Raw genomic sequence first — 23,110 nt, forward strand, 5'->3', positions numbered from 1 at the left:
ATCCGTTCCTCTCCCGCGCTCACGAATGAAGGACGATATGAAGATCACCGGCTACCGATGTCTCCGCACATTTCGCGATTGGGGGCGGCCCATCGGGGACGTCAACGGCTTCTTGAAGAACGGCGTCACGGACGTGCCGATCGTCATCCTCGAGACCGACGAGGGGATCGAGGGGATCGGCATGGGATCGGACCAGAATCTCGACCAGCTGTTCCCCGCCTTGGAGGGCGAGGATCCGCGCGCGGTGGCAGCGCTGTACGACCGCATGCTCGCTCGCGTGTTCAAGGCAGGCCACAACGGGGCGACCTTCGGGGCGATCGGCGCTCTGGACATGGCGCTCTGGGATCTCAAGGCCAAGATCGCCGGAGAGCCGCTGTGGCGCCTGCTCGGTGCCCGAGATCGATTCGTCGAGGGATATGCCTCGGGTCTGGATATCGCGCTGGACGACGAACAGCTCGCCGAGTTCTACTCCGTCATGGCGGACCGCGGCTTCACGAGCGGCAAACTCAAGGGCGGCCTCGACCTCGATGCCGACCTGCGGCGATTGCGGATCGTCCGTGACGCCTTGAAGCGCAATACCCCGAAACCTGCGCTCATGCTCGATGCGAACGAGTCATGGAACCTCAAACAGGCGGTCCGCTATGTGTCTGACATCGAGCGCGAGATGGACCTCACGTGGATCGAGGAGCCGCTGCGCCGGTGGGATGCCCCAGGGCATGCGCGGCTGTCCAACTCCATCAGAGCCGCCGTCGCCACAGGCGAGAACCTCTCGGGGCTCGAGCAGTTTCGCCCGCTCCTCGACGCGAACGGCGTCGACGTCGTACAGGTCGGATGCACGTGGGGGGTTACTCACTTCCTTCGCGTCGCGGCCGTCGCGCACTCGCGCGACCTCCCGATCAGTCCGGTCGGACTCACGACGAATCAAGCCGTCGCGCATGCCGCGGCATCCGCTCCGAATCATCTCTCGATCGAAGTGCAGGATCTCGGCTCCCCGTTCGGACTCACGATCGATCAGGAGATCGTCGACGGCGGCATCGTGCTCGGCGACACTCCGGGGCACGGAGTATCCGTAGACGAAGGGGCGATCGAGCGGAATCAGACGTCCGCGAGCTGGCTCCTTGCTGAGGGGCCGCACGTCCGCCCCGCACGCGCCGGCCTTCGCCTGGTCACCGGAGTGGACCGACGCGAAGAGGTCCGGTGATGGTGACGCGGAGGTGCCCCGACTGCACGGATGCTCCGTCACGCGCCGTCGTGCGGAGAACAGAACCTATCGGATCTTGATCTCGGTGCCCTGCCCGACGTCGATGTAGACGCCCACGACTCCCGGGAGCACGCCGGCGAGCGATGTGCGCAGCGCCTCGATGGAAGGTGTCGAGCCGTCTTCGGTCGTGATCTCGACCGTCGCATTCGCTCCCGACCAGTCGACGCCGTACACCCGCGCGCCGGCCTCGTCGGCGAGCCAGTCGGTCGTGGCCTGCTGAATCGTCACCGACCAGCGTGCGAGCGCGATCGACACGACGGAGTTGACGGCGAGCGGAATGGCGATGACGACCATCAACGCGCTGACGATCAGGTACGCGCGGCGGCGGTTGGCGACCCGTGACGAACCTGGCTCGCGGGCGTAGCCGGCGAGGGTGAAGACGATGCTGCCGGCGATGACGAGCGCGACCACATTCGAGAGGAACAGCCACAGCGCGCCGGCCGCGTCGGCCCACAGCCCCTGACCTGCGCACACGCCGACAACGCCCAGCGGGGGAACGAGCGAGATCGCGATGGCCACCCCGGGAAGGACGGCGCTGAGGTCCTTGCGGCACATGGCGAATCCGCCCGCGAATCCTGTGGCGAGTGCGGCGACGAGGTCCATGAAGCTCGGCGACGTGCGCCCGAGCACCTGCGAGTTGCTCTCCAGGCTCTGCGGTGTGGCCACGAACATCGAGAAGAACAAGCCGAGAACGATGACGATCGCCACGCCTCCGAGGACCCAGAGGATCGATCGCACCACCAGGCTCAGATGACCGGTGACGATGCCGAGGCCGATCGCGAGGATCGGTGTTCCCAGTGGCGCGATGATCATGGCGCCGATGACCGTCGCCGTGGAGTCCGTCAGGACGCCCGCGATCGCCACGATGCCGGCGAGCGTGAGCATGATGAGGAAGCCGCTGCGTTTTCCCACCCGGTCGCCGGAGCCGAGATCGAGCGCCTCGGTCACGTCGGCAGCGGTTTGACGCTGACTCGGCGGGACCAGAGTCCCGAGGATTCCTGAAACAGTCGCCATGCGCATATCTTGGCCCACTCACGCCGCGAACGGCATCGCTGCCGGATGCTCATCCCGAGACCGACCGACCGGGCTGCGCGCGCCGATTGCCGGAGTGCTCCCGGGTCCGCTGTCAACCCGGCATTTCGCCGCGCCCTCGGCGTGTACTTTTGCGGCAGTCGGCGCCAATGCTGCTGCAGAGCGGGGGGAGGACTTCAGCGTGACACTTCCGATGGAACCGCCCCAGACGGTGGCTCTTCTGGACGCCCGCTACCAGCTTCATGAGCGCGTCGGCGAGGGCGGGATGGCCACGGTGTACCGAGCCGAGGACACGTTTCTCGGACGCATTGTCGCCATCAAGCTGCTGAGGAATGAGGCGGAGGTGCTGGCCTCTCCGGTGCGCGCGCATCGGGAAGTCAGCGCGCTCGCCCGACTCAATCACCCCTCCCTCGTGACGTTGTTGGAGGCGAACCTCGCTCCCGGCGATTGTCGCTACCTGGTGATGGAGTACATCGACGGCCCCAACCTCTCCCGGTTCCTGAGGGACGGGCCACTCTCGATGGCGCAGGTGGCGCACCTGGCCCGCGAATTGGGTTCCGGACTCGCGGTCGTTCATGCCGCCGGACTGGTGCATCGCGATATCAAACCGTCGAACATCCTCCTCGCTCCCGCCCCGCGACCCGACACCTTCTTCCGGGTGAAGCTCGCCGACTTCGGGCTCGCGCAGCTGGCGGATGCGACATCCGTCACCACTCCGGGAATGGTGACGGGTACAGCGGCCTACCTCGCGCCGGAGCAGGTCCGAGGTGAGGCCAGCTCAGCAGCCTCGGACACCTACGCGCTCGGCCTGGTTCTCCTTGAAGCCCTGACCGGGGAGCGAGCGTTCGGGCACGCGTCGGGAATCGGCGCCGTCATGGCGAGGCTCTTGGAGCCGCCCGCCATCCCGAGCGACGTCGACCCCGGTTGGGCGGATCTGGTCAGACGAATGACCCTGTCCGACCCGACGGCACGCCCCACGGCTCTCGAGGTCCTGGACACCGTCTCGACGCTGCCCGCGAGCGCCGCCCGCCCCGCATCGACCGCTGTGCTCCCGCAGTCGGTGGTCCCGGCCGACACTGCACCCATGCGCCGTCGCCCGGTTGCACCGACGCCCACCCAAGTCGCTCGCCGCCGCCATCGTCCGGGGGCATGGATCGGCGCCGGCGCGGCAGCATCCTTCTTCGCGGTCGCGTTGGTGTGCATCCCGGGCATGGTGGCGGGATCGACCGGCACGACGCCCGCCCCGCGTCTCGTTGTCGACCGTCTCGCCGAAGAAATGGCCCTGAACCCCGCGCTGTCCCCGGCAACTGTCGAGCTTGCCTCGGACACCCCATCCTCGAACGAGGTCGTCGATCCCGGCTCGGTGACACGAACCGACACTGACCCGCTCAAGGTCGAGCACGGGCCGAAGCCGAAAGACGACGAGCCGAAAGCGGAGCCCGAAGTCGAGCCGAAGCCCAAGAAGAACGAGGCAGTCGACGGGCCCGCCCAGCGGGAGCCCGCGAACGGCAAGCCCGCAGATGCCGCGAAGGAGCGCGGGAACCGCGACAGGTAGACCTCGGACCAGTCGTCGACCTAGTCGTCTGGCGCTCACCTCTTGGCTTTTCGGGGTCGACCCACGCGCCCGCTGACTCCTATTCGTAGCGGAGTGAGTCGACCGGGTCCGCGCGTGCTGCGCGCGCGGCCGGCAAGGTGCCGGCGAGGAAGGCGATGAGCATGACCACGACGATGATCCCGACGATCGACAGCGGGTCGAAGGCGATGATGGTGAGTCCGGGCAGGTCCGCCAGCAGAGAGGTCGAGAGGGCGGAGCTGAGCGCTGACCCGGCGAGCATCGCGATCGCGACTCCGATGGCGCTGCCGAGGAACCCGATGAAGGCCGCTTCGAGGCTGAACAGGCTGAAGACGCGACCGTTGCCCATGCCCATCGCCTTCATCAGTCCGATCTCACGGGTGCGCTCCTGCACCGACATGAAGAGCGTGTTGACGATGCCGAAGCTCGCGGCAAGGAGCGCGATGATGGCGAAGGCGTTCAGCACGAGCACGATCCCGTCGATCACCGTCTTGAACAGGCCGAGCTGGTCGGCGACGGTCGACCCGGTGAAGCCGGCGTCGGCGAGGCGGTCCTTGAGCGCGGCGACCTCGTCGTCGGTGGCGGCGGGGTCGAAGAAGACGCTCGCCTGTGCGTAGCGCTCCACGTCCTCGGCGGGCAGGCCGATGTTCTGCGCGGCGTAGAGTTCATCGCTGAGCGCCGTGTTCGGAAGCATGCTCGCTCCCGTCGGGGTGGCCAGGCCCTCCTCTGCGATGCCGACGACCGTCGCATCGACGACGTGCTGCGTGCGCTCGGCATCCGTGATCGTGATCGACACTGTCTGCCCGATCGCACTCTCGGCGTCGTCGAAGCCCATCGGCTCGACGAAAGCGATCGGCAGCACCACCTGCGCCTCGGAGGAGCCGTCGTCGGGCGCGGCGCCCGACACCAGCTGGATCGTCTGCCCGGCGACGAGCGTCCCGACGCCGATCACGAACTTCGTGCCGTCGCCGGCCTGGATGTAGTCGGGAGTGATCGAGAGCGTCGGCACGACGTCGGTCACGCCCTCGATCCCCGCGACGGTCTCGAGGTCCTCAGGGGTGAGGGCCACGACCGTCGTGCCGGGAGGGCCGGGCTGGCCGCTGGCGATGGCGTCCGGGTTGTACTCGACGGGGTCGGTGGCATCGACTCCGGTCGCCCCTTCGGGAGTGTGCGTGACCGTCATGACGTCGGAGGCGCCGATCGAGGCCACAGTGTCGTCGATGTACGCGTTGATGCCGGTTCCGAGTCCGCTGGTGAGCGTCAGGGTGAAGGCGCCGACGAAGATGGCGAGGATCGTCAGAATCGTGCGGGTCTTGGAGCGGAAGGTGTTGGAGACGGCGGAGCCGATGAGGTCGACGGTTCTCATGCGGCAACCGCCGCCGAGTCCTCGACCAGCAGGCCATCGCGGATGAAGAGGCGGCGATCGCATCGAGCAGCGAGTTCATCATCGTGGGTCACGACGATGAGGGTGATGCCGTTCTCGCGGTTCAGTGCGAACAGGATGTCTTCCACGATCGCGCCGGTAGTCGTGTCCAGATTCCCCGTCGGCTCGTCGGCGAAGATCACCCGCGGGTTGTTCACCAGTGCGCGCGCGATCACCGCGCGCTGCTTCTGGCCGCCGGACAGATTCACGGCCTTGTTCTTCGCCTTGTCATCGAGCTCCAGCTGCTCCAGCGCGGCGTGACCACGGCGGCGTCGCTCGGAGCGGCCCACGCCGGCGATCTTGAGCGGGAGGATGACGTTCTCGAGGACGCTGGAGTTGCCGGTGAGGAAGAACTGCTGGAACACGAACCCGAAGGTCTTGTTCCGCGTGCGATTGAGCCGTCCACCACGAAGCGTGGAGGTGTCGACGCCTTCGAGTTCGACCGTGCCGGACGTAGGGGCATCGAGCAGCGCGAGCACGTGCATGAGCGTGGACTTTCCCGATCCGCTCTTGCCGACGATCGCGATGCTCTCGCCCTCGTGGATGTCGAAGCTCACTCCCTTGAGCGCGTCGAAGCGGTTCTGGCCTCGCCCATAGGACTTGTGCACGTCCCGGACTGAGATGAGCGGCGTGTTCATTCGTCTCCTGGGGGCGAGCTGGCTTCCAGCATCCTGTTTCATCCGTCGCGAGTGACGTTCTCGATGGTAAGTAGCTCGGCGGAGTTTCGCTAGAGAAGCTAGCGAAATCTGTAGGTTCCCCTCAGCGAATGTGCAGCGCGAGCGTTTCGAGGAGACCGCGCATGCCTTCTTCGCGCTGCGCGGCGTCTGCGTGGAAGGCGTCGAAGAAGACACCGTGCTCGACGTGCGTGAGGCGCGTGGCTCCGGGGACCGGCTCGAATTCGAACGTGGCGATCGAGGTCGACATGTGGATGCCGTCGAGCCACATGTCGTAGGTGCTCGCGATGCGGACCTGGTCGACGATGTCGGTGTAGACGCCTTCGTAGCGCGAGACGGGGCCGCCGTGGAACTTCGCTTCGTCGATGTCGCGGCCGCCGACTCGGAAGTCGAACGCCCACGCGCGGCGATCGAAGGTGTCGCCGTCGCCGAACCACTTGCGCTTGCGGTCCTCCTCGGCGAACGCGCGCCACACGTGTGCGACGGGGGCGGGGTAGTCGCGCGTGAGCGTGAAGCTGGAGTGGGCGAGGCGGTGATCGTCGCTCATCGTGCGAACGTCACGTGGATGGTGCCGCTCTCGGCGACGACGGTCGTCACCGAGTGGGTGTGCTCGAGTCCCCGGAGGTCCTCCCACACGCGGTTGCCGCGGCCGAGGACGATCGGAGCGATCGCGACGTGGAGTTCGTCGACGAGTCCCGCGCGCAGGAACTCGCGGGCGGTGCGGATGCCGCCGCCCACGCGCACGTCGAGACCCTCGGCGGCGTCGGTGGCCTCGGCGAGGACTTCCTCGATCGCTCCGCTGCGGAAGTGGAAGGTCGTGCCGCCGGCCATCTCGATGCGGGGACGCGGCGCGGAGTGCGTGAGGACGTAGACGGGGCAGCCGAAGGGCGGTTCGTCGCCCCACCACCCCTTCCAGCCCTCATCATCACGATTGGCGTGGAGCCCGAACATCGCGGCGCCCATGATCTCCGCCCCGACCCCCTCGAAGAAGGCGATCGCGTAGGAGTCATCGATTCCGGTCGTCCCGGCACCGGTCGTATCGCCGAAGACCTTGCGGCGGAATGTCCTCGTCGCCGCGTAGGCGGCGGTCAGCGGCCCCCAGTCCTCACCCATCGGATTGGCCACTGCGGGATCGGGGGCGGCGGTGTAGCCGTCGAGCGAAGCGAACAGGTCGATGCGAACGCGAGTCATGTCAGGTCTCCTTCGGGAGGGTGCGAGCGAGGTGGATGCCGAGGCGGTCGGCGCGCTGCTCGGCCGGCGTCCTGAGCTCGTCGAGCCACAGGTGCAGGACGTCGAGTGCCCCGGGGCGGAGCGTCACCGTGCGCACCCGTCCCTGCTTGGTGGAGGTGATCACGCGAGCGGCCTCGAGGATGCGGAGGTGCTGGAGCAGAGAGGGCAGCGCCATCGAGAACGGCGCGGCCAGCTCCGACACCACCGCCGGCGACACCGACAGCCTCTCGACGATCGCGCGACGAGTAGGGTCCGCGAGGGCGCGGAGCACAGCATCCACATCCTCCGGATAGTTAGGCATATACCTAACTATGCCACTGCCCGTCGGCTGAGTCAACCAGCGGGTGGGCGCCTGCCCTCATCTGTTCGTGTCTAGCGCGCCAGCTAGCGCGCGGCGGGCCCAGCCCACAGAAAGTCATCCTTGACAGGCTTCACTAACGCGAGTTAGCCTTCCTTCCGAGCCTACTAACCCGTGTTAGTGCCGCTAACCCGCAGACGGAAGCACCACCCATGTCGAAGACGACTCCCCGCCCGGTCACGATGAAGGACGTCGCGCGTCACGCCGGCGTTTCGCGCACGGCGGTCTCGCTGGTGCTGAACGGCAGGGACTCCGTCGCGCTCGCTGACGAGACGCGTGCCCGGGTCCTGGCCGTCGCAGCGGAGCTCGGCTACCGGCCGAACGCCGGCGCACGCGCGCTCGCGAATCAGCGAAGCGACTGGTACGGACTCGTCACCGAGATCGTGACGGCGCCGTTCGCGGTCGACATCATCAAGGGCGCGCAAGACCGCGCTCTCGTCGACCAGAAGTACCTGCTGATCGCATCGACCGAATCCGACCCCGCCGCCGAGACCGCGGTGATCGAGCGGCTTCTCGAGCAGCGGGTCGAGGGTCTCCTCTATGCGGCGACGTGGCATCGCGCGGTGACCCTCCCCGACATCGCCCGTGAGGTGCCCACCGTGCTCGTGAACTGCTTCGATCGCGAGGGCCGGTTTCCCGCGGTCGTCCCCGACGAGCGCGCCGGCGGGCGCCGGGCCACGGAGCGCCTGCTGGCGGCGGGGCATCGCCGCATCGGGTTCGTCAACCTCGATCCCGGCATCCCGGCTGCCGTCGGCCGGCGAATCGGCTTCCACGAGACGCTGCGCGAGGCGGGCATCTCAGCCGACGAGAGCCTCGAGATCTCGGGGCACGCCACCGCCGACGGTGGCTACGACGCGGCATCCGCCCTCCTCGACCTGGCCGACCCGCCCACGGCGCTCTTCTGCGCCAACGACCGTATGGCGATGGGCGCCTACGACGCGATCAAGGAGCGCGGACTGCGCATCCCCCACGACGTTGCCGTCATCGGATTCGACAATCAGGAACTCATCGCTGCGTACCTGAGACCCGGACTGACGACGGTCGCGCTGCCCTTCGACACGATGGGCGCAAAAGGCGTGGAACTCCTCGCCGGCATCATCGCGGGTCAGTCGACCGCCACGCAAACCGTGACGGTCGACTGCCCGCTCCTCGAACGCGCGTCGGTGTGACTGGACATCCCGTCCGACGCGCAGCCCCTGGCTTCAATGAAGAAAGGAACACCTCATCATGACAGTTCACCGGAAAGCGGTGCTCATCGCCGCCGCATTCGCGGCGTCGGCGGCACTCGTGCTGACGGGCTGCAGTGGCGGCGGAAGCACTTCCGCCGACTCCTCGGACGGCACTCAGCTCCTCACGATTCCGCGCGAGGACATGGGAACGTTCGATCGCAACTTCAATCCGTTCTCGAACCCCGAGTTCCCGATGACGCAGCAGGCGATCTACGAGTCGATGCTCATATACAACCCGGCGGACGGCTCCACGACCCCCTGGCTCGCGACCGAATGGGAGGTGGCCCCGGACAGCATGGGGATCACCTACCAGCTGCGCGACGGCGTGAACTGGTCCGACGGCGAGCCGTTCACCGCCGACGACGTCGTGATGTCGTTCGACCTGCAGCGTGAGATCCGCGGCGGCTTCGACTACATCGAGACCGTCACCGCGGTCGACCCGCTCACCGTGCAGTTCGACTTCAATCAGCCGTTCTCGCCCGCGCTGCTCGACATCGGGCAGCAGATCATCGCACCGGCCCACATCTGGAGCGAGGTCGAAGACCCCACGAAGTTCGCCAACGAGGAGCCGGTCGGCACCGGGCCCTACACCGAGGTCACCAGCTTCCAGGCGCAGTCCTTCGACCTCGGGAAGAACCCCGAGTACTGGCAGCCCGAGAAGCAGCAGATCGAGGGCATCCGCATGCTGGCATTCGCGGGCAACGACGGCGCGAACCTCGCCGCGGCCAACGGCGACGTCGACTGGGCGCCGCAGTTCATCCCCAACATCGAGGAGGCCTACGTCGCGAAGGACCCCGACAACCGGTTCTACTGGTTCCCGCCCACGGGTTCGATGATCAACTGGCAGTTCAACACCACGAAGGCGCCGTTCGACGACCCGGATGTGCGCAAGGCGCTCTCGATGGCCGTCGATCGTGAGCAGGTCACCGAAATCGGGATGCAGGGCTACACCTATCCGGCCGACTGCACCGGACTGAGCGGCTCGTACGACGCGTGGCGCGACGACGCGGTCGTCGAGTCGTGCACGTGGACGAACCGTGACCTGGAAGGTGCGGCGGACCTGCTGGATGCCGCGGGCATCACTCTCGGTGCCGACGGCACGCGCGTGCTGCCCGACGGCACGCCGTTCGCCTTCGACTTCTCGGTCGGCTCCACCTCCAGCGACTGGGTGTCGGTGGGCAATGTCATCTCGCAGAACCTCGCGGAGCTGGGCGTGACCGTCACCGTCGCCGCGAAGGACTGGGGCGACGTCGTGGCCGGGTACGAGAACGGCACGTTCGACTCCGGCATCGTCTGGAGCGCCAACGCGCCCACGCCGTACCAGTTCTATCGCGGCGTGATGGGGACCGAGACGGTCAAGCCGGTCGGCGAGCAGACGTTCGACAACTACCACCGCTACGGCAACCCCGAGGCCGACGCTCTGCTGGCAGAGTTCGCCGCGGCCTCCGACGAGGACGCGCAGCACGAGATCGCGAACCAGCTGCAGGCGCTCTTCGCCGAGGACGCTCCGGTCGCACCGCTGTTCCCCGGCCCCGAGTGGGGCGCGGCCAGCAATGAGCGATTCACCGGCTGGCCCACCGAGGACAACCCGTACGCGACGCTGTCGACGCGCTCGCGGACGACAGTCCTCGTCCTCACCACCCTCGAGCCGGTCACCGGCGGCTGAGATACGGGTCGTCCTGCTGCGTCGCCGCGGCGGCGCAGCAGGACGGCCAAGGAGTCACACCATGGGATACATGCTTCGACGCTTCGGGTTCTACCTCGTCGCGTTCTGGGTGTCGATCACCCTCAACTTCTTCCTCCCCCGCTTCATGCCGGGAGACCCGGTCTCGCGCATGGTCGCGCGCTTGCAGGGTCAGCTGCGCCCTGATCAGATCGAGGCGCTGAAGGAGTCGTTCGGGCTCAGCGACGCTCCGCTGTGGGAGCAGTACCTGCGGTACCTCGGGCAGCTGTTCACCGGCAATCTGGGATTCTCGATCTCGCGGTTCCCGACGCCCGTGATCGACGTCATCGGAAGTGTCATCGGCTGGACGCTCCTCCTCGGATTCGTCTCGCTCATCATCGCGGTCATCCTCGGCAACGTGCTGGGTGTGCTGGCTGCCTGGCGCCGCGGCGGCGTGCTCGACTCCTACGTCCCGCCGTTCCTCATCTTCATCGGCTCGTTCCCCTACTTCTGGCTCGCCATGGGTCTGCTCTACGTCTTCGGCGTGACCCTGGGCTGGTTCCCGGTGCGGCATGCCTACGGCGTGGGGATGACTCCCGAGTTCTCCCTCGCGTTCATCGGCGACGTCGCCTACCACCTCGTCCTGCCGGCCACCTCGATCGTGCTCGTCTCGATCGGCGGCTGGATGCTCGGCATGCGCAACACGATGATCGCCACGAACGCCGAGGACTACATCGTCATGGCCGAGGCGAAGGGCCTGCGCCCCAACCGCGTCCGGACGAACTACGCCGCCCGCAACGCGCTGCTGCCGTCCGTCACCGCGTTCGGGATGTCGCTCGGCTTCCTCGTCGGCGGCGCACTCCTCACCGAGGTCGTCTTCGCCTACCCCGGGATCGGCTACACGCTCCTCTCGGCAGTGCAGAACCTCGACTACCCCTTGATGCAGGGGCTCTTCCTGACGATCACGACCTTCGTGCTGATCGCCAACTTCCTCGTGGACATCGTGTACGTGCGGCTCGACCCGCGCGTGCGCGTGAGCTGAACGGAGCGCGCGATGTCACTCGCACAGAATCCCCAGGCGATGGCCGAGCTCGAACTCGGCACGGGACCCGGCCCCGACGGCCAGCTTCAGGGCGCTCCGCCTCCGCCCCGCCGGCGCGGTGGCGGCGGGCTCCTCCGGGGCCTCGTGAGCAATGCGAAATCGGTCGCGGGCATCGTGATCCTCGTCGTGTTCGTGCTGGTCGCACTGTTCGCGCCGGTCATCTCGCCCGGAGACCCCAACCTCATCACGGGACTGGGCTCCCAGCCGCCGTCGCCCGAGCACTGGCTCGGCACCACGGCGAAAGGCCAGGACGTCCTCGCCCTCAACATCTGGGGCTCTCGCTCCTCCCTCTTCGTCGGCTTCTCGGTCGGGATCCTGGCACTGCTCGTCGGCCTCGTCGTCGGCCTCGCGTCGGCCTATCTCGGGCGCTGGGTCGACAACCTCCTGTCGCTCGTCACCAACGTGTTCCTCCTGCTGCCCGGCCTGCCGCTCCTCGTGATCCTCGCGGCATTCCTGCCGCAGGGACTCGGCACCGTCATCCTGGTGCTCGTCATCACCGGTTGGGCGGGGTCGGCGCGGGTGCTGCGCTCCCAGGCGCTGTCGATCCGCGGCAAGGACTTCGTCGGCGCCTCGCAGGTGACCGGTGAAGGAGGCCTCCGCATCATGTTCCGAGAGATGCTGCCGAACATGGCGTCCATCGTCATGAGCACCTTCCTCGCCTGCGTGATCTTCGGCATCGGCGCCCAGGCCGGCCTCGAGTTCCTGGGCCTCGGCGACATCAGCACCGTGAGCTGGGGAACGAACCTCTACTGGGCGAGCAACGACGGCGCCCTCCTCACCGGCGCCTGGTGGGTGTTCGTCCCTCCCGGCGTCTGCATCGCCCTCGTCGCGTTCGCCCTCGCCCTGATCAACTACGGCGTCGACGAGACGACGAACCCCCGCCTGCGCCGGCCTCGACGACGCACCACCCCCGACGAGCCCACGCGGGTGGCGGCATCCGCGGGGAACCCCTCAGCGCCGGCATCGCAGAAGGAGAAGACCCGATGAGCACTCCCCTCCTCGAGGTCGAAGACCTCAGCGTCGAGTACGTCACCGAGGCCCGCACGGTGCGCGCGGTCGATCGGGTCACGTTCTCGATCGCCGAACGCGAGGTGTTCGGCCTGGCCGGGGAGTCCGGCTGCGGCAAGTCGACCATCGCCAATGCGATTCTGCGCCTCCTGCGCGACCCCGCCGTCATCGCCGGGGGATCCATCCGCTTCGCCGGAACCGACGTGCTGGCACTGAACGCCGACGAACTGCGGGACTTCCGCTGGCGCCAGGTGGCGATGGTGTTCCAGAGCGCGATGAACTCGCTGAACCCCGTCATGACGATCGGCGACCAGATCGCGGACATCTTCACCACTCACGAGGGCGCATCGAAGAAGTCCGCGCTGGCGCGAGCGGGTGAGCTGCTCGATCTCGTCGGCATCCCGCAGGAACGCCTGCGGGCCTACCCGCATCAGCTCTCCGGTGGGATGCGGCAGCGTGTCGTCATCGCCATGGCGACCGCGCTGCGGCCCCCGCTGCTGATCATGGATGAGCCCACGACGGCGCTCGACGTGGTCGTGCAGCAGGAGATCATGGCGCAGATCAAGGAGCTCCAGCAGCAGCTGGGATTCGCGATCCTCTTCATCACGCACGACATCTCGCTGATGGTCGAACTGTCCGACCGGATGGCCGTCATGTATGCCGGCCGATTCGTGGAGACCGCGCCCGCGAAGGAGATCCTCGACGCGCCTGAGCATCCGTACACCCGCGCGCTGATGAACGCGTTCCCGCCGATGTCGGGGCCGCGCACACGTCTTCGTGGCCTCGGCGAGGGCGTGCGATTCCGCGACATCCCCGACCTGGAACCGGTGACGCCGACCCACTGGGTTGCGCCGCACACGGAAGACGAACTGATCTCGGAGGGCATCGCATGACCGACCAGAACACTCCGGTGCTCTCGACACGCGGCCTGAAGAAGACCTTCACGATCGGGGGCTCCTTCTCACGCAAGCAGGTCCGAGCCCTCGGCGGGGTCGACCTCGACATCGCGCACGGGGAGATCGTTGCCCTCGTCGGCGAGTCCGGAAGCGGCAAGTCCACGCTCGCCCGCTGTATCGCCCGCCTCGAGCAGCCGTCTGACGGCACGTTCTTCTTCGAGGGCCAAGACATCATCGCCACCTCCAAGCGGCGCGCGACCCGAGAGTACCGCTCGGCGGTGCAGATGATCTTCCAGGACCCGTTCGGGTCCCTGAACCCCGTCCACCGGATCGGGCATTTCCTCGAGCGCCCGCTGCGCATCCACGGCGCCGCCTCCGGCCGCGCAGCGATCGAGCAGGCCAAGCGCCGGCTCATGGCGAAGGTGGGGTTGCCGGAGGAGATGCTCGACCGCTACCCGCACGAGCTGTCGGGCGGTCAGCGGCAGCGCATCGCCATCGCTCGCGCGCTCGCGGTGAACCCCCGGCTCATCCTCGCCGACGAGCCGACGTCGATGCTGGACGTCTCGGTTCGGATCGGCGTGCTCAACCTCATGCGCAGCCTCTGCGAGGAGCAGGGCATCTCGATGCTCTACATCACGCACGACCTCGCGTCTGCGCGCTATCTCGCCGATCGCATCGTCGTGATGTTCGCCGGCGAGTTCGTCGAGGGCGGAGACGCGATGGAGCTGCTCGCCCACCCCGCCCACCCCTACACCCGGCTGCTCATCTCGGCGGTTCCCGACCCGAAGCGCATCGCGCCGTTCGACCCCGTCGAGCGGGCCCGTCTGCGCCGCGAGGTGCTCACGCCGACCGGATGCCCCTGGGCGGAGACCGCGACGGAGCCCTGCTCCAGCGAGGAGCCGGTGTTCCACCGCTTGAGCGACACGCCCGAGCACTGGGTGCGCTGCGGGCGGTACGCCCCGCCCGCCGATGCGCCGGGGACCGCGCTCGAACTGCCAGCCGACGATGAGGAAGACGCCGCATGACCGCCCATCCACTGACCACGACGACGATCGCGCCCGACCTCGCGGGTCGCGCCGAGCGCGACCGGCACCGACCGGCGTTCCACTTCGTGGCGCCGGCGGGGTGGCTCAACGACCCGAACGGGCTGACGCAGCGGGACGGCTGGTTTCACCTCTTCTATCAGCACAACCCCTACGCGCCGGTGCACGAGAGCATCCACTGGGGGCACGCGCGCAGCAGCGACCTCGTGCACTGGGAGCACCTGCCGATCGCTCTCGAGCCGAGCGTCGGCCCCGACGCCGAGGGCTGCTGGTCGGGGGTGCTCGTCGACGACGGCGGAGTGCCGACGCTCGTCTATTCCGGACGCCACGACGGCAGGGAGCTGCCCTGCGTCGCCACCGGTGACGCCGCGCTCGTCGAATGGACGAAGGATGCCGCGAACCCCGTGCTCGCCGCACCCCCCGCCGACCTCGACATCGTCGCCTTCCGCGACCACTGCGTGTGGCGGGAGGACGGCCGGTGGCGTCAGATCATCGGCTCGGGCATCCGCGACGTGGGCGGCACCGCTCTCCTCTACGATTCCGACGACCTCCGGTCGTGGCGTTACGTCGGGCCCCTGCTCGTCGGCGACCACACCGCGCAGGACCGCGCCGCCGCCGACTGGACGGGCACGATGTGGGAGTGCGTCGATCTGTTCCGTGTGGACGACGCCGACGTGCTCGTGTTCTCCGCATGGGATGAGGGCGTCACTCATCACCCTCTCTACTGGACGGGGCAGTACCGCGGTGACTCGTTCGAGCCGCGGGAGCTGCACCGGCTCGACCTCGGCGGCCGGTTCTTCTACGCCCCGCAGTCGTTCCGTGACGAGGCGGGTCGGCGGGTCATGTTCGGCTGGATGCAGGAAGGACGATCGGATGCCGCGACCCTCGTCGCCGGCTGGTCCGGCGTGATGTCGCTGCCTCGCGTCGTGACGGCACGCGCCGACGGCTCCCTCCACCAGGCCGTGGCACCCGAGATCGACCGTCTGCGGCTCGCCGCGCAGTTCGACGGCGACGCCGCCGTGGTGGGCGACCGGGTGTCGGGGGATCAGCTCGACCTCGAACTCGATGTCCGGCTCGACGAGGGGGGCTCCGTCGACGTTGCCCTCCTCGCGACCGCGGACGGAGCCGAGCGCACGGTGTACCGGCTGCAGCGGCGCGGCGACGCGATCGAGCTGTCGCTCGACCGCGCCGCGTCCAGCCTCGACCAGACCACGGACGCCCTGCCGCTGTCGGGGACCGTGCCGCTCGGCGACGACGAGATCGTGCGGTTCCGCATCCTCATCGACCATTCCGCGCTGGAGGCGTTCGCGAACGGGGTGCCGCTCGCCGCCCGCGTCTATCCGACGCGCGCCGACGCGGTCGGCGTCGCGGTGGCACTCGACCGGGCGTCGGCGTCGATGCGCGCGTGGCCCATGGCGTCCGCACGATGACGGCGGGCGCTCACTCCCAGGCGGCGTCGGTGCCGCCGCGACAGGAAGGTGACTCATGACGGAGTCCTCTGCGGTCTCGCGCCGCGCTCTCTTCACCGGCGCGGGAGCCGCCGCTCTCGGCGCCTCGCTCGCAATGGCCGAGACCGGCGGTGCCTCGGCATCCGTGTCCTCCTCCAGCACCCCGACGAAAGGGCGCTCGCGCATGCGGCCCGTCTACCACTTCAGCGTTCCCGACAACTGGAAGAACGACCCGCAGCGTCCCATCTACGTCGGCGGCGAGTACCACTACTACTACCTGTACAACGCCGACTACCTGCAGGGCGGCGGGGGCACGTCGTGGCGACGCGCCACCACGCGCGACCACGTGACGTTCCGCGACCGTGGCGTGGCGATCCCGAAGTTCTCCGACGGCAACGGCGACTGCTGGTCGGGGAGTCTCGTGGTCGACGAGCACGACACCGCCGGCTACGGCGAGGGGGCGGTGATCGCGCTCGTGACCCAGGCGCCGAACGGTCGCCAGGCGCAGTACCTCTGGTACTCCACCGACGGCGGTGCGACGTTCCGGGCGGGCGGCTCCGACCCGGTGCTGCCGAACCCCGGCGTTCACGACTTCCGCGACCCGAAGGTCATCTGGGATGCCGACCGCGGCCGCTGGTTCATGGCCAATGCAGAAGGGCACAAGCTCGGGTTCTACGCGTCGCCGGATCTTCGGTCCTGGACGCGGGTGGGGGAGTTCGTCCGCACCGACATCGGTCTGCTCGAGTGCCCCGACCTCTTCCTCATGACGGCGGACGACGGCACGTCGCACTGGGTGCTCGGCACCAGCGCGAACGGCAAGGGTCGCGGACTGCCGGCGACCTACGCCTACTGGACCGGGTCCTTCGACGGGGTCGCGTTCGCGCCCGACTACGACGAGCCGCAGTGGCTCGATCACGGGTTCGACTTCTACGGCGCGGTGACCTACCCGCATCACGACGCCTCCGGGGCCGAGGATGCCTCGCTCCGGCGTGCGATCGGCTGGTCGAACTTCTGGGACTACCCGCACAACACTCCGACCCTCGCCACCGACGGCTACAACGGCGACGACATGATCGTGCGCGACGTGCGGCTCAGGGCCGGAAGCGACGGCTACTACCTCGCGTCGACGCCCACCGCCGCGCTCGCCGACTACGCCGGACGCACCCATCGGCTGGGTGACGTCACCGTATCGGGCACCCGCGACCTGGATGTGCGATCACTCGCGTACGACCTGACCTGCGAGCTGGTGTGGGATCCCGCCGCTCCGCCGGCGAACATCGGCATCGAGGTGTGCCGTGCGCCGGGTGGCGGCCGCCATGTCGCGGCGGGCGCCTTCCTGCGCGGCCCGTTCGTCTACGTCAATCGCCGGCCGACGATCAACCCGACCGGCGGCGAGTCGCAGACGCCCATCGACCCGTCGGCGGGACGTCTCGTGATCCGCGTGCTGGTCGATCGGACGAGTGTGGAAGTCTTCGTGGGCGACGGACGCATCGTGCACTCGCACCGGGTGTTCCCGCTCGAAGGCGACGATCGCATCCGGCTGTACGCACACGAGGGGACGGCGACGTTCCGGGGACTGACGGTGCGCGAGCTCAAGGCCACTCGGAGGTGAGCGCCGTCGGGTCGACGTCGGTGCTCGTCGTCGGCGAAGCGCTCGTCGATGTCGTGCGACGAGCGGACGGCGGCGTGGACGAGTCACCCGGCGGCAGCCCCGCCAACGTCGCTCTCACCCTCGGCCGCCTCGGTCACACGCCGACTCTGCTCACCCGACTCGGCGACGACGAGCGGGGTGAACGGGTCCGGGCCTGGCTCGCTCAGTCGGGGGTCGGAGTCGTCGCAGCGGACGCCCCGCGGACGGCGACGGCGACGGCTCGGCTGGATGCCTCCGGCTCGGCGACGTACGAGTTCGACCTCGACTGGGCTCTCCTGGGCGCAGGCGCGGGGCTCCCGGCATCCATCATCCACACGGGATCGATCGCGGCGCTGCTCGAGCCCGGCGCGACCGATGTGACGCGATTGGTCCGCTCGCTGCGGCAGAGCGCACTGCTGACCTTCGACCCGAACGTCCGCCCCGCGCTGCTGCCCAGTCGAGAGGAGGCCCGTGCCCGCGTCGAAGCCTGGGTCGCCGTCGCCGACCTCGTGAAGGCCAGTGACGAGGATCTCGCGTGGCTCTGCCCCGACAAGGATCCTTTGGAGACGGCTGAGGCGTGGCTCGCGTCGGGGCCGGCGGTCGTCGTCGTGACGCTCGGAGGCGGCGGGGCCGTCGCACTCACGCGCAGCGGCCGCGTGCGCGTCGCCGCCGAACGCGTCGACGTCGTGGACACCGTCGGGGCAGGGGACACTTTCATGGGCGCACTGATCGACGGACTCGTGCAATCAGGCTGCGAAGGCGCGGAGGCGCGGAGCGCACTCCGGGAGATCAGCCCGCAGAGCCTTACGCGCATGCTCGAAGGCGCCGCCCGCGCGGCCGCGGTCACGGTCTCGCGACCAGGAGCCGATCCGCCGTGGCGGGAGGAACTCGAGGGCGCCTGAACGACGACCGTTGGCAGGATCGACGGCCTGAGCACTCGCCCGCTCACCCCACAGCCCAGCTCTGGAACGTGTTCATGGGCTTGGACGAGTACACCCGGATACCGTCCCCCTGGTGCACGATCACCGGTGGTGCCGTCCCGTCGACCGAGGTGACGAGCACTCCTTCCGGACCCAGCACGACGTCGCCGAGCGCGTCGCGGGCCTCCGGCCAGCCGAGGAAGAGGAGAGCGGAGCCGTCCGGTGACCAGACGACGCTGTAGGGGAACCACAGCAGCGCGTCGTCGCCTTCACCCGTCTGCGGGGGCGCGAGGACGGCTTCGGTGACGGCGGGAACCGCCGAATCGGCGATGCCGAGCGTCAGGACGACGACCTCGTGCTGCTCCGGGCAGTTGTCCGTCGGTTCTCCCGTCGTCGCGCAGGTCTCACGCGTGCGCTGGAAGACGATGTGCGCGCCGTCCGACGACCACACCGGTCCGATGCCGTGCATCCGCGGGTACTCCTCGACGACCTTGCGCTGGCCGGACCCGTCCTCGTCCATCAGCCAGAGCTCGTACCGGTCGGCCGCGCTGACCCGCCGCCGTTCGACCGCCAGCATCCCGCCGTCGGGCGACACCGTGAGCGCGTTCGCAGGTGCGGTGTCGTCGATGGTGCGCGTGCGTGAGTCGGTCAGTGAATAGGCCAGGATGCCGCTGTCGTCGGCGATGTACAGCCGCGATCCGTCGGGATCCCATTCGATATCGGTCGTGCGCAGGCCGGTCACCCGTTCGATCTCGCCGGTGCCGACGTCCAGAATCCACACCTCGGACGCCGGGACCACCGGACGGCGGCCGTCGGTGAGCGCGCCGAACGCGATGTGCTGGCCGTCCGGCGACCAGATCGGGCACGGCCCGTTCGTGAGGCCGTCGAGGGCGAACTGCTGTGTGACGGATGCCTGCCCGTCGGCGGACACCTCCGCGATGACGAGCGCGACATCATGCCAGTCGCCGTCCGTGCCCGCCGACGAACCGAACGCCAGCCTCACCCCGTCGGGCGCGAACGCCGGACACTGACGCAGGATGCCGTCGCCGTCCGCCCCGACAATGCGATGCGCGGCGTCGCCGCCGCCGCTGCCGAGCATGATGTCGCCCGCCTCCCACCCGGCCGACAGCGCGATCCAGCCGCCGGCCGGGTCGGTGCGCGACCCGCCGTCGACGGAACTCACGGAGTCCGGCGTGGGAGAGGCGGAGGGGGGAGGGGCGGAGCCTGCGCAGCCTGCCAGCGTGAACAGCAGCGCGGCAGCGCCTGCGCTCATCATCACCGATCGTGCGCTCATCATTTCCTCCAGCTCTGGAAGTCGTTCTGCGGGATCGCGGAGTACGCGCCGATTCCTTCGGGGGTCTCCCAGAGGACGGCCGGCGCGGCGGCCCCGTCCACGGGCACGGTCAGCAGACCGGACCCCGAGGCCATCTCGCCCGAGGGGCTCAGCTCCCATCCGATGAAGCGGAGCGTGCTGCTGTCGGGCCCCCAGCTCAGGGTGACCGGAATCCACAGCCGCGGCTCGCTGCCTTCGGTCGTCTGGGTGGGAGCGAGCACCGTCGGCGTCCCCATCGGACCCGAGGGGTCGTCTTCGGCGACGCTGATGATGACGATCTCGTCCTGGCGGAGCTCGGCGGAGAGGTCGGCGCAGTTGCGTGTGCACGTGCGCTGGAAGACGATCCGTTCGCCGTCGGGCGACCACACCGGCCCGATGCCGCGCGCACGGGTGTATCCCTCGGCGAGAATTCGCTGGTCGGATCCGTCCGTGCCCATCAGCACCAGATCGACTCGCTCCATCGAGCCGGGCTGCTGCCGCTCGACCGCGAGGGCGGCGCCGTCGGGCGAGGCGGTGAGCGCGACCACACCTTGGGTTCCGGGGATGCGGGGCCCGAGGTCTGCTTCGCCGATGTCGTACCGGCGGAGGCTGTCGCCGGCGACGTAGAACCCAGTGCTGTCGGCGGACCACTCGATGTCGGTGGTGTTCACGTTGATCACGCGAGTGCTTCTGCTGTCGACGTGGACCAGCCAGACCTGGTCGAAGCTCGCCGGGAGCTGCGCGTCGGTCGTGCCGCCGCCGAACGCCACCCACTGGCCATCGGGCGACCAGATCGGGCAGGGCGGCTGCCCGACGCCGTCGACAGGGATCTGCACGGAGCCGGTCGGTTCACCGTCGGAGCCGAGGTCGCTGATGACGAGAGCCGCGCTCTGCCAGCCGGATTGGCCGTCTCCCATCGCCTGCCCGGAGGCGAGGCGCGTGCCGTCGGGCGAGAACGCGGGACAGATCTGATCGAGCGCGTCGACGTCGGAGCCGATGATGCGGCGAGGAGCGGAGCCCGGGTTCACGACGTAGATGTCTCCTTCGAAGAAGCCGGACGAGTACGCGACCGGGGAGGCGGGGGCGTCCGCCTCGGGGCTCGGACTCGGGGTCGCGATCGGCACGGTGGTGCCGTCCTCCCGCAGCGTCGCGGTGAGGATGCCGCCGGTGAGCGCGCCGACCAGGAGCAGGGCCACGGCGCCGGCGACGAACGGCGCACGGGTGGATCGTGCCTGCGGGATGCTCTGGGTGCCGGCCATGACGAGATCGCGCATGTCGTCGTGCTCTCGGGCCGTGAGCTTGTCGTCGTGAATGCTCATGATGCCTCCAACGCGGTCATCTCATCGCGGAGCTTGCCGCGCGCTCGTGACAGACGCGACTTCACGGTGCCGACGGGGATGCCGAGGGTCTGCGCCACATCGCGCTCGGGGTAGCCCTCGAGGATCGTCAGGACGACGACGCTCTGCTCCCTGGCAGGCAGTCGCCGAAGCGCTGCCAGCACTCCGCTTTCATCGGGCCCGTGCGGGCCCTCGTCCGCCTGCGGTCGCGGTGCGCGAGCGATGAGGGTGCGGTACCGGCGGCTCGACCGCTCGAGGTTGCGGGCAGAGTGCGCGACCGTGTTCAGGAGCCACGGGAGCGGCGAGCCGTCGACCAGCCGGACGGTGGCGCGCTTTCGCCACAGCTCGAAGAACGCGATGGTGACGGCATCCTTCGCATCTTCGCGAGCCGTCAGCAGCCGCCGTGCGTGGCGGAACAGCCGTGCCTCGTGGCGGTCGAACAGCGCACCCAGGGCGGCCGGGTCGCCTGCGCAGACCCGAGCCCAGTCCGTCGCGTCGGGTTCGTCCATACCCTTGAATGTCCGCGAGCCCGGAAAAGGTTCACGGACGACGCCACCTTCCCCACGCGTCTCGTCCGCGCGTATCGGTCCCAGTGTCCTCCTGCCGTCGGCCCCGCACCTGTCGTCGGCTGGTTGGCACACGAAGAGCCTGGTCTGACCCGCCCGCTTGCCGAGAACGCACTTGTGTCCGCCCAACTCGCCGTGTCGAGGACACAAGCGCGTTCTCGGCAAGCTGGGGGGCGCGGATCAGTCGAGGTCGAGCGTCGGCTGGTTGACTGGTGCGCATGGACGCCGTGGCGATGTTCCCGCTCGGCAGCGTGCTGTTCCCGTACACCCCGGTCGCGCTGAGGGTGTTCGAGCCGCGCTACCTCACCATGATGGGGCGGCTGCTCGACGAGGAGGACCCGGAGTTCGGGATCGTACTCATCGAGCGCGGACTGGAGGCCGGAGGCGGGGATCAGCGGAGCCCGGTCGGCACCATGGCGCGCATCCTGCAGATCGAGGCGGGTGCCGAGGACCTGTACGTGGTCGCGGTGGGCGGCGAGCGCATCTCCGTCGACAGGTGGCGCGAGGACGACCCGTACCCGATCGCCGAGGTGTCGATCATCCCCTCGCTCGTCTGGGACGACGCACTCGAACCGCTGCGCCGTGAAGCGGAGCGGGTCGTTCGCCGCATCGCGACGCTCGCGTCGATTCTCGGAGAGGGTCGATGGGATCCCGACGCGCCGCTCTCCGATGACCCTGTGGAGTCGTCCTGGCAGCTCGCCGCGATCGCACCGCTGGGCGAGTACGACCGATTCCGCCTGCTGACGTCGACCCGTCTCGGAGGGCTGCTCCGCGCCCTCATCGACCTGTCGCTCGAGGAGGAGCCGGTGCTCATCGCCCGCGCCGCCGACGCGCGCGAGGGGGATGACGACGACCCGCGCTGAGCGGCGCAGCGATCAGTCGTGGTCCGGTGTCGTGTGGGACCGGTACACATCGACCACCTGGGCGAGGTAGTCGGTGATGACCGACCGCTCCTCGGCCGGGTAGCGGTCGAGGACCGCGTCGATGTCGAGGATCATCGGCATGAGCACCGACATCGCGCGGCGGCGCGACGCGTCGGTCGGCACCACGAGCACGCCCCGCCGGTCGGTCGGATGCGCCTCCCGCGTGACGTGCCCGAGGGCGACGAGCCGATCGACCACGGTCGTCGTCGATGCCGTCGAGACGTGCAGCCGTCGCGCGAGTTCGCTGGGCCCCAGTGGGCCCGACGAGAGGAGATGCTCCATGGCCTCGAGGTCGGTGGGGTTCACGGTCAGGTGGGATTGCAGTCGCTTCTCGAAGAGATCGCTCATCTCGATGACCGCCCGCAGGAGCATGGTGGCCTCGCGCACGGCCGGCCCGCGGTCTCCGAGAGGCTCGGAGGCGGTCTTCACCGGGATCGATGCCTCGCCGTCCATGATCCGATTGTATCGCCGCTTGCGAAGTC

At 68.8% G+C, this 23,110-nt stretch carries 22 protein-coding genes; 12 read left to right on the forward strand and 10 right to left on the reverse strand.

The genetic code is table 11. The annotated features are described in order from the left end of the window. Positions 1 to 37 precede the first annotated feature (37 nt). Positions 38 to 1,201 (forward strand): mandelate racemase/muconate lactonizing enzyme family protein, encoded by a 1,164-nt coding sequence (locus tag ASD93_RS15430; RefSeq protein ID WP_056125045.1) that lies wholly within the window; start codon positions 38 to 40, stop codon positions 1,199 to 1,201. 66 nt (positions 1,202 to 1,267) lie between these two features. Here ASD93_RS15430 and ASD93_RS15435 read toward each other — a convergent pair whose 3' ends face one another. Further along, positions 1,268 to 2,275: a TIGR00341 family protein gene (locus tag ASD93_RS15435; protein WP_056125048.1), complete on the reverse strand. Its 1,008-nt coding sequence runs from the start codon at positions 2,273 to 2,275 to the stop codon at positions 1,268 to 1,270. Between the two features lie 211 nt (positions 2,276 to 2,486). Here ASD93_RS15435 and ASD93_RS15440 point away from each other — a divergent pair, with 211 nt between their 5' ends. Continuing rightward, positions 2,487 to 3,848 (forward strand): serine/threonine-protein kinase, encoded by a 1,362-nt coding sequence (locus ASD93_RS15440; protein WP_056125050.1) that lies wholly within the window; start codon positions 2,487 to 2,489, stop codon positions 3,846 to 3,848. Positions 3,849 to 3,927: 79 nt separating this feature from the next. Here ASD93_RS15440 and ASD93_RS15445 read toward each other — a convergent pair whose 3' ends face one another. The 5 genes from ASD93_RS15445 to ASD93_RS15465 form a co-directional block, all read right to left on the reverse strand. Beyond that, positions 3,928 to 5,232 (reverse strand): ABC transporter permease, encoded by a 1,305-nt coding sequence (locus tag ASD93_RS15445; protein WP_056125053.1) that lies wholly within the window; start codon positions 5,230 to 5,232, stop codon positions 3,928 to 3,930. Then, complete coding sequence (locus ASD93_RS15450) at positions 5,229 to 5,927, reverse strand: ABC transporter ATP-binding protein (protein WP_082569427.1); 699 nt, start codon at positions 5,925 to 5,927, stop codon at positions 5,229 to 5,231. Before ASD93_RS15450 ends, ASD93_RS15445 begins: the two co-directional genes overlap by 4 nt. Before the next feature lie 121 nt (positions 5,928 to 6,048). Continuing rightward, the gene (locus ASD93_RS15455) at positions 6,049 to 6,510 is read right to left on the reverse strand and encodes an SRPBCC domain-containing protein (RefSeq protein WP_056125058.1); all 462 of its coding nucleotides are present in this window, start codon (positions 6,508 to 6,510) and stop codon (positions 6,049 to 6,051) included. Further along, on the reverse strand, positions 6,507 to 7,154 hold the full coding sequence (locus ASD93_RS15460; RefSeq protein WP_056125059.1) for a dihydrofolate reductase family protein: 648 nt from the start codon (positions 7,152 to 7,154) through the stop codon (positions 6,507 to 6,509). The genes ASD93_RS15455 and ASD93_RS15460 overlap by 4 nt, the downstream gene beginning before the upstream one ends. A 1-nt stretch (position 7,155) precedes the next feature. Continuing rightward, complete coding sequence (locus ASD93_RS15465; RefSeq protein WP_056125062.1) at positions 7,156 to 7,494, reverse strand: ArsR/SmtB family transcription factor; 339 nt, start codon at positions 7,492 to 7,494, stop codon at positions 7,156 to 7,158. A 209-nt stretch (positions 7,495 to 7,703) separates the two neighbouring features. Here ASD93_RS15465 and ASD93_RS15470 point away from each other — a divergent pair, with 209 nt between their 5' ends. The 9 genes from ASD93_RS15470 (at position 7,704) to ASD93_RS15510 (ending at position 18,472) form a co-directional block, all read left to right on the forward strand. Beyond that, entirely contained in the window at positions 7,704 to 8,720 is a 1,017-nt protein-coding gene (locus ASD93_RS15470; RefSeq protein WP_056125064.1) for a LacI family DNA-binding transcriptional regulator, read from the forward strand. A 58-nt stretch (positions 8,721 to 8,778) separates the two neighbouring features. Next, positions 8,779 to 10,446, forward strand: coding sequence for an ABC transporter substrate-binding protein (locus ASD93_RS15475; RefSeq protein ID WP_056125067.1), 1,668 nt, complete (start codon positions 8,779 to 8,781; stop codon positions 10,444 to 10,446). Positions 10,447 to 10,507: 61 nt separating this feature from the next. Further along, complete coding sequence (locus ASD93_RS15480) at positions 10,508 to 11,485, forward strand: ABC transporter permease (RefSeq protein ID WP_056125070.1); 978 nt, start codon at positions 10,508 to 10,510, stop codon at positions 11,483 to 11,485. A 39-nt stretch (positions 11,486 to 11,524) separates the two neighbouring features. Continuing rightward, positions 11,525 to 12,532, forward strand: coding sequence for an ABC transporter permease (locus tag ASD93_RS15485; protein ID WP_056125079.1), 1,008 nt, complete (start codon positions 11,525 to 11,527; stop codon positions 12,530 to 12,532). Then, positions 12,529 to 13,446 carry an ABC transporter ATP-binding protein gene (locus tag ASD93_RS15490; protein ID WP_056125081.1) on the forward strand — a complete coding sequence of 306 codons (918 nt, stop codon included), beginning with the start codon at positions 12,529 to 12,531 and terminating at the stop codon, positions 13,444 to 13,446. Before ASD93_RS15485 ends, ASD93_RS15490 begins: the two co-directional genes overlap by 4 nt. Next, on the forward strand, positions 13,443 to 14,474 hold the full coding sequence (locus ASD93_RS15495; RefSeq protein ID WP_056125084.1) for an ABC transporter ATP-binding protein: 1,032 nt from the start codon (positions 13,443 to 13,445) through the stop codon (positions 14,472 to 14,474). The genes ASD93_RS15490 and ASD93_RS15495 overlap by 4 nt, the downstream gene beginning before the upstream one ends. After that, complete coding sequence (locus ASD93_RS15500) at positions 14,471 to 15,922, forward strand: glycoside hydrolase family 32 protein (RefSeq protein WP_056125086.1); 1,452 nt, start codon at positions 14,471 to 14,473, stop codon at positions 15,920 to 15,922. Before ASD93_RS15495 ends, ASD93_RS15500 begins: the two co-directional genes overlap by 4 nt. Positions 15,923 to 15,977: 55 nt before the next feature. Next, positions 15,978 to 17,552, forward strand: a complete 1,575-nt coding sequence (locus tag ASD93_RS15505) for a glycoside hydrolase family 32 protein (protein WP_235566988.1) — start codon at positions 15,978 to 15,980, stop codon at positions 17,550 to 17,552. Continuing rightward, entirely contained in the window at positions 17,549 to 18,472 is a 924-nt protein-coding gene (locus tag ASD93_RS15510; RefSeq protein ID WP_235566989.1) for a carbohydrate kinase family protein, read from the forward strand. Before ASD93_RS15505 ends, ASD93_RS15510 begins: the two co-directional genes overlap by 4 nt. Positions 18,473 to 18,515: 43 nt before the next feature. Here the strand turns inward: ASD93_RS15510 and ASD93_RS15515 are convergent, their stop codons facing one another. From ASD93_RS15515 to ASD93_RS15525, 3 genes are read right to left on the reverse strand one after another with little or no spacing between them, the layout of a single operon-like run. After that, on the reverse strand, positions 18,516 to 19,784 hold the full coding sequence (locus ASD93_RS15515) for a TolB family protein (protein WP_056125089.1): 1,269 nt from the start codon (positions 19,782 to 19,784) through the stop codon (positions 18,516 to 18,518). Beyond that, complete coding sequence (locus tag ASD93_RS15520; protein ID WP_056125093.1) at positions 19,784 to 21,121, reverse strand: TolB family protein; 1,338 nt, start codon at positions 21,119 to 21,121, stop codon at positions 19,784 to 19,786. Before ASD93_RS15520 ends, ASD93_RS15515 begins: the two co-directional genes overlap by 1 nt. Next, positions 21,118 to 21,648 (reverse strand): RNA polymerase sigma factor, encoded by a 531-nt coding sequence (locus tag ASD93_RS15525; RefSeq protein ID WP_056125096.1) that lies wholly within the window; start codon positions 21,646 to 21,648, stop codon positions 21,118 to 21,120. The genes ASD93_RS15520 and ASD93_RS15525 overlap by 4 nt, the downstream gene beginning before the upstream one ends. A 275-nt stretch (positions 21,649 to 21,923) precedes the next feature. Here ASD93_RS15525 and ASD93_RS15530 point away from each other — a divergent pair, with 275 nt between their 5' ends. Beyond that, positions 21,924 to 22,568 (forward strand): LON peptidase substrate-binding domain-containing protein, encoded by a 645-nt coding sequence (locus ASD93_RS15530; protein ID WP_056125099.1) that lies wholly within the window; start codon positions 21,924 to 21,926, stop codon positions 22,566 to 22,568. A 12-nt stretch (positions 22,569 to 22,580) separates the two neighbouring features. On the opposite strand, the gene ASD93_RS15535 is transcribed toward ASD93_RS15530, so the two are convergent. Further along, on the reverse strand, positions 22,581 to 23,081 hold the full coding sequence (locus ASD93_RS15535) for a MarR family winged helix-turn-helix transcriptional regulator (protein WP_235566990.1): 501 nt from the start codon (positions 23,079 to 23,081) through the stop codon (positions 22,581 to 22,583). Positions 23,082 to 23,110 lie beyond the last annotated feature (29 nt).

It is taken from the genome of Microbacterium sp. Root180 (assembly GCF_001428485.1).
In the GTDB taxonomy this organism is placed as follows: domain Bacteria; phylum Actinomycetota; class Actinomycetes; order Actinomycetales; family Microbacteriaceae; genus Microbacterium.